General features: G+C 72.3%; 12 protein-coding genes. 4 read left to right on the top strand and 8 right to left on the bottom strand.

From position 1 onward, the window contains the following. Positions 1-103: 103 nt before the first annotated feature. Positions 104-781 carry an activator of HSP90 ATPase gene (locus ACGFIO_RS32280; RefSeq protein ID WP_392831949.1) on the bottom strand — a complete coding sequence of 226 codons (678 nt, stop codon included), beginning with the start codon at positions 779-781 and terminating at the stop codon, positions 104-106. Between the two features lie 27 nt (positions 782-808). Continuing rightward, the gene (locus tag ACGFIO_RS32275) at positions 809-1,651 is read right to left on the bottom strand and encodes a bifunctional DNA primase/polymerase (RefSeq protein ID WP_392831946.1); all 843 of its coding nucleotides are present in this window, start codon (positions 1,649-1,651) and stop codon (positions 809-811) included. Positions 1,652-1,728: 77 nt separating this feature from the next. Between ACGFIO_RS32275 and ACGFIO_RS32270 the strand changes: the two genes are divergently transcribed. Beyond that, positions 1,729-3,024 carry an AAA family ATPase gene (locus ACGFIO_RS32270; RefSeq protein WP_392831944.1) on the top strand — a complete coding sequence of 432 codons (1,296 nt, stop codon included), beginning with the start codon at positions 1,729-1,731 and terminating at the stop codon, positions 3,022-3,024. Here the strand turns inward: ACGFIO_RS32270 and ACGFIO_RS32265 are convergent. The 4 genes from ACGFIO_RS32265 to ACGFIO_RS32250 form a co-directional block, all read right to left on the bottom strand. Continuing rightward, complete coding sequence (locus tag ACGFIO_RS32265; RefSeq protein ID WP_392831941.1) at positions 3,019-3,576, bottom strand: WD40 repeat domain-containing protein; 558 nt, start codon at positions 3,574-3,576, stop codon at positions 3,019-3,021. The two genes, ACGFIO_RS32270 and ACGFIO_RS32265, sit on opposite strands and share 6 nt — an antisense overlap. A 4-nt stretch (positions 3,577-3,580) precedes the next feature. Continuing rightward, entirely contained in the window at positions 3,581-4,993 is a 1,413-nt protein-coding gene (locus ACGFIO_RS32260) for a hypothetical protein (RefSeq protein ID WP_392831938.1), read from the bottom strand. Continuing rightward, complete coding sequence (locus ACGFIO_RS32255) at positions 4,990-6,036, bottom strand: hypothetical protein (protein WP_392832048.1); 1,047 nt, start codon at positions 6,034-6,036, stop codon at positions 4,990-4,992. Before ACGFIO_RS32255 ends, ACGFIO_RS32260 begins: the two co-directional genes overlap by 4 nt. A gap of 197 nt (positions 6,037-6,233) precedes the next feature. Further along, the gene (locus tag ACGFIO_RS32250; RefSeq protein WP_392831935.1) at positions 6,234-7,154 is read right to left on the bottom strand and encodes a hypothetical protein; all 921 of its coding nucleotides are present in this window, start codon (positions 7,152-7,154) and stop codon (positions 6,234-6,236) included. A gap of 152 nt (positions 7,155-7,306) precedes the next feature. On the opposite strand from ACGFIO_RS32250, the gene ACGFIO_RS32245 reads away from it, so the two are divergent. Next, complete coding sequence (locus tag ACGFIO_RS32245) at positions 7,307-7,591, top strand: DUF427 domain-containing protein (protein WP_392831932.1); 285 nt, start codon at positions 7,307-7,309, stop codon at positions 7,589-7,591. 17 nt (positions 7,592-7,608) lie between these two features. Here ACGFIO_RS32245 and ACGFIO_RS32240 read toward each other — a convergent pair whose 3' ends face one another. Both ACGFIO_RS32240 and ACGFIO_RS32235 read right to left on the bottom strand, forming a co-directional pair. After that, the gene (locus tag ACGFIO_RS32240; protein ID WP_392831929.1) at positions 7,609-7,989 is read right to left on the bottom strand and encodes a hypothetical protein; all 381 of its coding nucleotides are present in this window, start codon (positions 7,987-7,989) and stop codon (positions 7,609-7,611) included. Positions 7,990-8,085: 96 nt separating this feature from the next. Next, positions 8,086-8,568 carry a hypothetical protein gene (locus tag ACGFIO_RS32235; protein WP_392831926.1) on the bottom strand — a complete coding sequence of 161 codons (483 nt, stop codon included), beginning with the start codon at positions 8,566-8,568 and terminating at the stop codon, positions 8,086-8,088. 244 nt (positions 8,569-8,812) lie between these two features. On the opposite strand from ACGFIO_RS32235, the gene fxsA reads away from it, so the two are divergent. Together fxsA and ACGFIO_RS32225 are read left to right on the top strand one after the other, a co-directional pair. Then, positions 8,813-8,998: an FxSxx-COOH cyclophane-containing RiPP peptide gene (fxsA, locus tag ACGFIO_RS32230; RefSeq protein WP_392831923.1), complete on the top strand. Its 186-nt coding sequence runs from the start codon at positions 8,813-8,815 to the stop codon at positions 8,996-8,998. Positions 8,999-9,152: 154 nt separating this feature from the next. After that, positions 9,153-10,454 carry an aKG-HExxH-type peptide beta-hydroxylase gene (locus ACGFIO_RS32225; RefSeq protein ID WP_392831920.1) on the top strand — a complete coding sequence of 434 codons (1,302 nt, stop codon included), beginning with the start codon at positions 9,153-9,155 and terminating at the stop codon, positions 10,452-10,454. The last annotated feature ends 44 nt before the right edge of the window (positions 10,455-10,498 follow it).

The raw sequence follows: 10,498 nt of genomic DNA, 5'->3' as shown, positions 1-10,498 counted from the left end.
CACCAGATCAGCCCGCCACCAGATCAGCCCGCCACCAGATCAGCCCGCCACCAGATCAGCCCGCCACCAGATCAGCCCGCCACCAGATCAGCCCGCCACCAGATCAGCCCGCCGGGTCGGGGGAACCGGCGATGGTCACGGCCACGTCGTCGGCCGCCGCCGCCCAGCGTTTGGCCCAGTTGTCGCGGCACGCCTCGAACTCGGCGTCGGACAGCGCGTAGGTCGACACGGTGATCTGCTGACGGCCCGGCCATGAGCTGTCCAGCGGCCGGTTGCCCGCGGCCACCACCAGGTGGGCGTCCGCGTCGACGGTCCAGGCCACGCGGGAGCCGACGCGCTGCCACTCGGCGTCGACCAGGCCGAGCGTCTCCTGCCCGGTGCTCTCGCCGGTCAGGTAGATGGTCCGGCGTACCCCCTGCGGGTCGTGCTCGAGCAGAAAGCGCAACTGCACCAGGAAGGCCTTCCAACCCTCCTCGATCGCGTCGAACTGCTCGGGACCGGTTGCCGCCGGACCTTCTCGCACCGCTCGCACGACGCTGCCGGACGCGTCGCCGGTAATCTCCAGATAGGACCCGTCGGCCCAGCTCATCCGCTTCGCGCGGGCGACCTTGGTCACCGCCTTCACGAAGATCTGCTGGATCTCGGCGTCGAGCCCCACATAGTCCCAGCCGAACCATCGACGCAGCATCGGCGGCTTGGTGACCGCCTCCCACACCTCGTTCTGGCCGGCCCGGATCGGCACCTGGACCTCGTACGCCTTCAACCTGCGCTCCTGAGTCACCCATCCATCCTGACCAATCACGGAACGTCACGCCACGCCACGTCGACCCGCGTCGATCGGCGAGCGCGTCCCGGCCGTGAGACCGGACCGGATCGTGGCCCGCGCCTCGACCCGGCCCAGGCCGCATCGCCACGCCGCCGTCTCCAGCTCGCGGCGCACGTCGGCCGGGGACAGCAGCCCCGCGCCGACCAGCCGGCCGAGCGCGAACGCGGCCCGATTCAACGTGTCGTTGCGGGTGCCGATCGGGGCGTTCGCCACCCGTTCGACGGCCGCTGTCAGGGCCGCCTCGGCGTAACGCTCCGGATGCTCGATCACCCCACCCGGAGGCTCGTACGCCGGACCGCGCACCAGCTCCCGCAACGCGGCCGTCCCCTCGGGCAGCGGGCCGCCCGGCCGGCGCACCCAGGTGTAGGCGGAACCACTCGCGTGCCGCGACGGCGGTGCCACCACGTAGCCACCGGCGCCACGCCAATCCAGACCGGGCAACAGGCGCACGCGGTTTCCGTACCCCAGGGGTCTGAACCAGAAATGCCAGCCGCCACCGCCCGTGCGGACCTGGGGCCCCGGCGGCATCGCGCCCCCGAAGAGGTGGCGCAGCGCGTGCCAGCCGGTCACCGAGTCGACGTCGGCGACATCCATCACCACGCCGGTGACCAGGCCCAGATTGGCGTGCGGCCACCGGGTGAACCACATCTCGATCCGTCGCGGGTCGGTGCTCGCGTCGCGTAGACCATGGCGCAGCAACGGGTGCTTCCCGGGCCGGTCGCAACCAGGTCTGCCACATGAACACCCTCCGTCCGCGACAGGGTTGTGCACCGGCAGGACGGGGATGCCGTGCCGGGCGTAAGCGAGTGCCGCGGTGAGGGACATTAGAACAAATGTACGACGGGAACAAGTTGTCCACAGCCTCCCGAAAACTGTCGGAGGCGCGAGCTACGGTCTCGTCCGTGCCCATCGCAGCGCTGTCCCCGAGCCCGTCCGCAGAGGCCGATCACGTCGTCGGCGCGGTCCTCAGCGACCTCGCCACCGGCGACCACCGAGGAGTGGTCGTCGACTCGCCGCCCGGCGCCGGCAAGTCCACGCTGGTCGTGCGCGCGGCCGGTGAGCTGGCCGCGGCCGGCGAGCCATTGATGATCGTGGCGCAGACCAACGAGCAGGTCGACGACCTCATCGATCGGCTCGGCACCAGGTCACCCGAGGTGCCGGTCGGGCGGCTGTCGGCGGTCGACTACGCGCCGACCGAGCGGGTGCGGGGTCATCCGCGGTGCCGCGTCGGGGCCAAGGTGGGCGACCTGGGCAGCCCGGCGATCACGATCGGCACGGCGGCCAAGTGGGCGACGGTGACCGAGGGCCTGTGGCCGTGGGCGATCGTCGACGAGGCCTACCAGATGCGGTCGGATGCCCTGCTCAGGGTGGCGGGACGGTTCGCGCGGGCGCTGTTCGTCGGCGACCCGGGCCAGCTCGACCCGTTCTCGACGGTCGAGGTGGATCGCTGGACCGGCCTGTCGTGGGACCCGATGCAGAGCGCGGTCGCGGTGCTGCTCAGGCACAATCCCGACCTTCCGGTGCATCGGTTGCCGGTCTCGTGGCGGCTCCCGGCGTCCGCGGCGCCCGTGGTGGCCGAGGCGTTCTATCCGTTCACCGGCTTCCGGGCGGGCACCGGTCCGGGTGATCGCACCTTGTCGTTCGGCCGGCCGGCGGCGTCACCCCTCGACGAGGTGCTCGACACCGCCGCGTCGACCGGCTGGGGGTTGCACGAGCTGCCGGCCCGATTCACCGTACGCACCGACGCCGAGGCCGCCGCGGCCTGCGCACAACTCGCCACCCGCGCGCTCGCGCGTGACGGCCACACCGAATCGGCACCGCTGACACCGGCCCGGGTGGCGATCGGCGCCGCGCACCGCGATCAGGCCGCCGCCATCCGCTCGTTCCTGCCGCCCGAGGCCGCCGGCGTGACGGTCGACACCGCAAACCGACTTCAGGGCCGTGAGTACGACCTGACGATCGTCCTGCATCCGCTGTCCGGCCGGCAGGACGCCACCGCCTTCCACCTCGAGTCGGGCCGGCTGTGCGTCCTGACCTCGCGGCACCGCAACGCGTGCGTGGTCGTCGCCCGGGCCGGCATCGCCGAGTTGCTCGACGCCCATCCCTCGACCGAGCCGGTGCACCTCAACGTGCCGGTCAAGTTCCCGGACGGCTGGGAGGCCAACCAGGCCATCCTGGCGCACCTCAAAGCGTCATGACGCCCGTGGCCGCGGCACGGTCGACCGCACCTGAACCCCGGTGCCGGTGACGACCGCCGTCCAGCGCCCGTCGCCCGAGGTGACCGCGTCCGCCGGCCCGGCGGTGGCCACCGGGCGATCGCCGGCGAAGGTGAGGCGGGTCGTCTCGGCTGTGCAGGCGTTCGGCTCCTGGCTGGTCAGCTCGCCGCGACGCGACCACAGACGCAGCGTGCCGTCGGTGCAGGCGGTGGCAATGCAGGTGCTGGTCTCGTCGATCGCGACCGCGGTCAGGACGGCCGGGTGCTGGCGCTTGAAAATCAGCCGGCCGGTGCGCAGGTCACGCACTTTCAGGTGGTCGCCACCGACCGCCGCCAGCAGCGTGCCGTCGGGGGCGAAGGCCACCGCGCGCACCGGGTGGCCGAGCAGATCGTGCACAAAGTGCCGCAGCGGGCGGCCGGTGTCCACGCGCCAGAGACCGACCAGGCCGTTCGAGCCGCCGACGGCGAGCAGGGTCGCGTCGGGGCTGAACGCCAGGCTCTCGCAACGACAGTCTTCGAGAGTGACGGCGAACACTCCATCACTCAACCACCGGACCGCCGTGTGTCCAAGGGGTGTGCGCCGGGTCGGGGAAGGCCGCGCCGGGGCGGAAGGCCTCACTCAGCGTCGTCAGCAGGAGGCGCTCACCGACCGCCGGGACGCTGCCGGGCGCGGCCACCAGTTTCCGGCCCATGCCTCCGGTGAGCTCCAGCAGCACGTCGGCCCCGTCGGCGGTAGGCGTGACCGAGATGACCTTGGCCTTCTGGGCGGGGCGGGCCGGGGAGGTGAGCGCGGCGCCGGGCTCGACGCGTACCGGCTCGGTGGTGGCGACCATGATGCGCGGCCGCAGCACCGGGCGGCGGCCGGTGTCGTCGACCCGGTCGTCCTTGGCCATCGTCACGGTCCCGACGAACGCGGCACCGGTCAGCCGATGCTCGGCCATCACCAGCGGATCGTCGAAGGCGCGCTGGACGGCGTACCGGGTGGCCGCGTTCTCCAGGCGGTGCAGGCGCGACGCCGCGGCCACGGCCCCGTCCCGCCGGGGTTGCGGCGGAAGGCCCTCCTCGATGCCGGTGACGAAGGCCGAGAAGCTGTCCCGGTCGGCGTCCCAGCGCGAGGCCACCCGCGCGCCGGCCGGCAGCGCCCGCAGCAGAGACAACGCGAGCCACACCTGGTCCCAGGTCGGCCGCAGCACCTCCCGCAGCGCCTCGGTCAGCCCGGGCACGTCGTCCGCTTCCATCAGCGGCGCCAGCACCTTGTTGTCGAACTCGGGGTCGGTGGCCGGACCAGCCGCGGCGCCTTCGGCCGCCCGGGCGGCGTCCCGGCCGGACATCCCACGCGGCGGCGAGATCCAGGCGAGCTGGGCCGCGAGCTGCGCGTCCTCGGCTCCGCTCTGCCCGGTGGCCCAGTGCAACCCGAGCGCCTGCACGACGTTGAGCAGCAGCGACGCGCCCGGCACCTCGGCCGACTGGGCAAAGAAGGTCAGCCACCGCCCGAGCAGCGGCACGCCCGGAGGCACCGGGTAGTCGCCGTCGATCCGGCGGAACCGGGTCGAGCGGCCGAGCAGCTTGACGAAGTCGACGCCGCCGGTGTTCGGCACCCAGAGCTGCGGGGCGTCGACAAAGCGGTAACGGACGTCCTTGCCGCGGTCGACGGCGATCGGTTCGGAGACGCCGGTGAACGAGTCCACGTACGGCAGGAGCACCTCGGCCAGCTCGGCGGCGAAGCGGAAACGCTGGTCGCGGTTGCGGGGCTGAGGCACGACGAGCAGCGTCGGCGACATCTGCGAGGCGCCGGCCAGGGCGGCCAGCGGGGCGTTGGCCTCGCCGGCCATGGCCAGCGGGACGAAGACGAACGGGCGTCGGTGCAAGTGCAGGTGGCGTACGGTCGCGATCGCCTCGGCCTCGCCCGAGACGACGGCCTGCGCCCGGGCCAGGGCGGTCAGCGTGCTCACGGAGCAGACTGGCCCAGCGCCTCGGCGCGCAGGCGCGCGGCGGTCCGGAGCAGAGCGGCCGCCTCCTGCTGGTCCTCGTCCGACGCGCGAGCGCCACCGGCCAGGTCCAGCGCCTCGGACACCGTCGCGACCCCACCCAGCGCGTCGCGGACCGGCCGGCCCAGCGCGGCCGTCGTGCCCGCGGCCTCGTCCCGGCAGAACGCCGCCATTTCACACGCCGAGAGGCACTCCGGCGCGTAGCGGGCGGTGACCTCAGCCAGGGCGGCCGTCAGCTTCTCGGGCGGCAGGGCGAGATCGAAGGACAGGTCCGGGGGCAGCGCGGCGACCAGCGCCGCGGCCGACGCCATGCGGGCGAGTTGGCGGCGGAGGGTGGCGAGTTGCTTGCGCACGTCGAGCACCACGGCGACCGGGCTGAACGAGAAGTTCTCCGGGCAGACCAGCACGACCTCGTGGCTGACCAGGCCGGGGTCCTGACCGAGCGAGGCGAGGAGGTTGCGTAGGGCGAGCACATAGACGGCGGCCTGGGTGGCCGCGGCGGAGACCTTCGCGCTGTCCGCCTGGCCGTCGATGATCGCGAACGACTTGATCTCGACGACCTGGAGGCGGCCGGCCCGCTGGAAGGCGATCAGGTCCGGTTCGAGGAAGACGGTCTGGCCGGCCACGTCCAAGGTGAGTAGGGGGTGGTCGATCAGGGCGGCACCGGCCGCGTCGCCGAGCAGCGCTCGGGTGCGGGCGTGGCGTTCGGTGAGCGTCTCGTCGGCGTCGGCGCCCAGGTCGTCGTAGCCGACCTTGAGCGCCGGGTAGCCGAGCGCGGCGAGCAGTTGGGCGCCGTCGTCGGCCTTCAGCATGGCTTCGAAGCCGTTGCCGCGGGCCAGGGCGAACCGGGACTGGCCGAACTGTCCGGGAAAGCCGACCCGCTCAGAGAGCCCCGGCTTGTCGATGCCGGCCGCGTCGAGCACTGCCCGCCGGTTGCAGCCGGGGTTGCCGGTGAGCGCGGCGATCGTGCGGGCGTTGTGCCGCTTCCGCGGCGTGCTTCCCCGCAGCCGTTCAAGCGCGGGATCGACGGAACCGCGGCCACCTGGGACGGAACCCGGCGCGACGGAACCGGCCGATGCCGGATCGACAGAACCGCGGCCAGCCGAGACGGAACCCGGCGCGACGGAACCGGGCGATGCCGGATCGACCGGGGCGCGGCCGGGCCGTGCGGGGTCGGAGGCGGGGTGGCGCGGAAGGGTGTCGGTCACGCGCCGCCTCGCTGGTGGGGGACGGACGGGAGGCCGAAGAGGCGGCGGTGGTCGTCGAGGAGTTCGGCGCGGGACAGGGCCTCGGTGCGGGCCGGTTCCTCGGCGGCGGCGGTTGCGGCCAGGGCCGGGGCGTCGAGGGCGGCACGGGCGGCCGCGGCCAGGTCGAGGGACTCGGGGCCGCCGGGGACGTCGGCGGCCAGGCGGCGCAGGAGTTCGTGGGCTCCGGCACTGGCGCCCTGGCAGACCGCGGCGAACTCGGCGATGCGGACGGTCGCGACCAGCGCGTGGGCGCGGGCGACCGCGGGCGTACTCAGGCGCTCGTCGAGGGACCACGTCGAGAGCGTGACGATTCCGCGCGCCGGGGTGAGGTCTTGCTGAAGAGCAGGACATATGAGGTACGGGCGCGGCAGAGTCCCGTCCTCACCCCGGGCCGGGTGGGTGGCCGAGGCCGTAGCGGCGCCATCCGGGTCGGTGAGTGGGCCCGCCGCGTCGGTGGCCCGCCCGCCGAGAGAACGCCCGTCGCTGAGAGAACGCCCCTCGCCGAGTGAAGGCTCGGCGAGCGGAGAACCCGCAGGCTCGGCGGGAGAAGCGTGCGAAGCGCGAGGGGACGGCGCAGGCTCGCCGGGAGGAGCGTGCGAAGCGCGAGGAGAAGGCGCAGGCTCGCCGGGAGAAGCGTGCGAAGCGCGAGGAGAAGGCGCAGGCTCAGCGCGGGGAGGAGCCGCAGCGGAACGCGGGCGCTCGGCGTGGGCGCGCTCGTCTTCGCGCATCAGGGCGGCCAGCGCCGGAACCGACAGGTCGCCGTCGAAGAACGCCGCGTGGACGTCGACGACCAGGCGGGCCGGAGCGGGCACGCCAAGCAGCAGCAGTGCGTGCCGGGCCTGCTCTCGCAGGCTGGGCAGCGTGCTCTGGCGGGTCATCTCGGCAGCCTTCGTCGGGGGGTACGCCGGTCGACACTAGATCTTCGCCTACCGGAGCGGCAATGTCCGTGCGACGCACCGCGATTCACCCCGCGGAGCTGAATAAACCCCGCATATCGGACCGCGGGCGTCGCACGCGCTACGTTCGAGCTATGCCGAAGGCCATCTGGAACGACGAGATCATCGCCGAGAGCGACGACACCGTGGTTGTCGAAGGCGTCACCTACTTCCCGCGCGGGTCGCTGCGCGAGGAAGTGCTGCGCCCCTCCGACACGCACACCGTCTGCCCGTGGAAGGGCAAAGCGTCCTACTACACGCTCGAGTCGGGGGACCACCACACCCAGGACGCGGTCTGGTTCTACCCCGAGCCGAAGCCGGACGCCAAGGCCGTCCGTGACCGGGTCGCCTTCTGGAAGGACGTCAAGGTCGTCGCCTGACGCAGCCGGGGGCCCGCTCACGCGATGCGCGGGTGGGCCTCCTCGATCGCCGTGACCTCCAGATAGTCGAGCATGTCGCGCTGCTCGGCCGGATCCAGAGCATAGAAAGCCTCGTACGCCGACGTCCGTGCGTGTTCCGTCTCGGCCGCGAGCAGCGCGATTATTCCGGACCAGGCCAGCGACACCCGGTCGAACAAACGCGCCGCCCGCAGCGATGTCAGGCGGCTGAGCATCGCCACCTTCGTCGCCGCGTCGTCGTCGTGCGCGATGCGGTCGGAAAGTTCGAACAGGGCCTTACCCCGGTACGGGTGCTCCGACTCGACCAGCCGGGCCAGCTCCGCGTTGTTCATGGTCTCGACCGGCGGCGCCGGACCGCGGCTCGGCAGCGGTGTGTTCACTACTTCCCGTCCCCTTTCGACAAGCGTCCGCACAGCGTCCCCGCGACGCCGGCACGGATCCGTTCCCCCTGGATACCGACCGTAATGGTCGATGGCTCAACGCGCTCGGCTGTCCCGCCCACTCTCGAAGCCGTTGCCGGGCGACTGGTGCGGCAGAGACGGCCGGCTCTGGAATGTCGGGAACGGCGGCGGCGACGGCATGACCGGAGCGGCCGGCTCGTCCCCCGGCACCGCGGGAAAACGCTGGGCGAAGCTCTCCAGCACCGCGCGGCCGGTCTCCGACTCGGGGCCGACGGTCTCGTTCACCGCCAGCTCGACCTGCTCGGCCAGCCCGGCCTGGGCGCGGCGGATGGTCCGCAGGATCTCCGCGGCGAGCTCGGCGTCGGGCAACTCCAGCTGGGTGATCGCGCCACCGCTGTCGACCCGGACCCGGATCGTGCCGTCACCGCCGGTAGCCGACGCGGACAGCCGGGCCACGCGATCGGCCAGCGTGGCCGTCGCCTCGGCCCGGCCGGAAGGCGGTGAGCTCCAGGAACGCTCCGACGCCTCCACGCCGTCGTCCAGATTGCGACCAAGCACAGTTTTGTCCTCCGTTGCCGACTTTCTTCTGTGTTGGCGTCCTATGAGATCACGGACGTGCAACTCAGCGTCACCCGGTGTGCGCGCGTGCCACGAGGTCACCCGTACTAGCGACCGGTGCGTAATGTATGCCCAGTGGCAAATTCGCATTCGGGGCGCATCCCCCACGGCGAATTCGCCACTGGTACGGCATACATTGACGGTTGCCGGTCGGCAAACATCCGACTCGGCAGGAGGAGCCCCGTTGACCGACGAGGAACACCCCGCGGAATGGCGCTCGGAGATGGTCGATGTCTCCGGGTTTACGCTGACGGAACTCGCCGCACTCACCGATGGTGACGACACAGTTCTGGCCCGTTCGCTGCGACGTATTGCCGACGACCTGACCAGCCCGGACGAACCGATCGCCGGCTTCAATTCGGCGCTGTGACGTGCGTGGGCACGCGCTGACCGATGGTGAATTCGCGAGCCTTGGCGCGGGTCGGCCATCACGGCGCGTAATCGACGAATTGCGGCGGGGCGAGCGCAGCCGGAATCTGCTTCTGCTGCGTGCGCTGAGCGACGACGGGCCCACGGAAACGGACGTGGACGACCCGCTCCTCGGGGCGTGGGCGGCGGCCCGGCTGCGCGGGCGGATCACCGGGCCGCCACCGGCCACTCGGCCCGGCGTCCGGTTGCTCACCGCCGAGCACGACAAGATCACTTTTCGGGTACGCCTGGACGACCGCGACGAACGCCGGGGGTTGCTGGGCCTGGCTCCGTCCGTACCCCTCGATGATCTTGAAGTGAAGCACTGGCAGGAATGCCTGACCGCGGCGTGGCGCCTGCTCGTCACCCGGCACCGGGCCGCCGCGCTGCTGCTCGCCGACGTGCTGACCTGCGTCGTGCCGGTCGAGGCGGACGCCGGCGCGGGCGGGATCAGCGCGACCTCGGCCGACGCCTTCGGCGCGGTGGCGATCTCCCGGCCCGCCGACCCCGCCGGATTCGCGGTCGGGCTGCTCCACGAGGCCCAGCACAGCCTGCTCAACGCCACCGCGCACCTGTTCGACCTGTGCGCCGAGCCGGGCGAACGGGGGTATTCGCCGTGGCGGGACGATCCGCGGCCGGAGTCCGGCATATTGCACGGCGCGTACGCCTATCTGGCCGTTACCCGGTTCTGGCGGGCCGAGGCCCGGGCGACCGGAGAGCCGTTGGCGATCTTCGAGTTCTGCCGGTGGCGGGAGGCGGTGGCCGCCACGGCGGAACGTCTGCTGGCGGGCGGGCGGCTGACCGCGGCGGGGCGGCGGTTCACGGGGGCGCTGCTGGACGAGGTGCGGCCGTGGGTCGCCGAGGAGTGTGAGCCGCGCATCACGCATCTGGCCCGCCTGGCCAACGATGATCATTACGTGCGGTGGCGGATCCGGAACATGCGTCCGGATGTGGACTCGCTGGTCGCGGCGTTCCAGCGGGGGGATCCGGTGGGGCCGGTGAGGTCGCGGCTGATCACGGATGGGCGGCGCGCTCTGTCGCACTCGCCGCGGCTCGTGGCCATCCACAATCTGCTGCGTGGCGGCGCGGCTGTGGACGACGCGGCGGAATTGCCGGAGGGGCGCGCTACGTTGGCGCCCACCCAGTACAGGGGTGGGGGAGGTGGCGGCACCCGCGACCCGATCAAGATCGAGAGCGCGACCGCGCAGACACGCGAGACGCGCGCTGCGGCCGTCGAGGCCGCCCTCCTCGCGGGTGACTACGGGACAATTCCGCGCGCGTACCCGGGCAAAGATCCTGATCTTGAATTGACGCCGCTGATCATCGCCGCTGGGGTGACTACGCGGGCCGAGGAGGTCGTGGCCTTGGCGCAGGTCGGCTGTGAACCGGTTCGTGTGATCCGGTGGATTGCCGGCTGACACTTCTCAGGTGGGCGCGCCAGGGACCGATCTGTCGGCCGGAG

This window comes from Actinoplanes sp. NPDC049265 (assembly GCF_043197135.1).
In the GTDB taxonomy this organism is placed as follows: domain Bacteria; phylum Actinomycetota; class Actinomycetes; order Mycobacteriales; family Micromonosporaceae; genus Actinoplanes.
The sequence above is the reverse complement of the archived record's forward strand: the minus strand, read 5'-3'. Positions and strand labels throughout refer to the sequence as shown.

Excerpts from the sequence above, each read along its gene's own strand:
- ACGFIO_RS32245 (WP_392831932.1), top strand. The coding sequence starts at position 7,307 with ATGCCGAAGGCCATCTGGAACGACGAGATCATCGCCGAGAGCGACGAC.
- ACGFIO_RS32275 (WP_392831946.1), bottom strand. The coding sequence starts at position 1,651 with ATGTCCCTCACCGCGGCACTCGCTTACGCCCGGCACGGCATCCCCGTC.
- ACGFIO_RS32250 (WP_392831935.1), bottom strand. The coding sequence starts at position 7,154 with ATGACCCGCCAGAGCACGCTGCCCAGCCTGCGAGAGCAGGCCCGGCAC.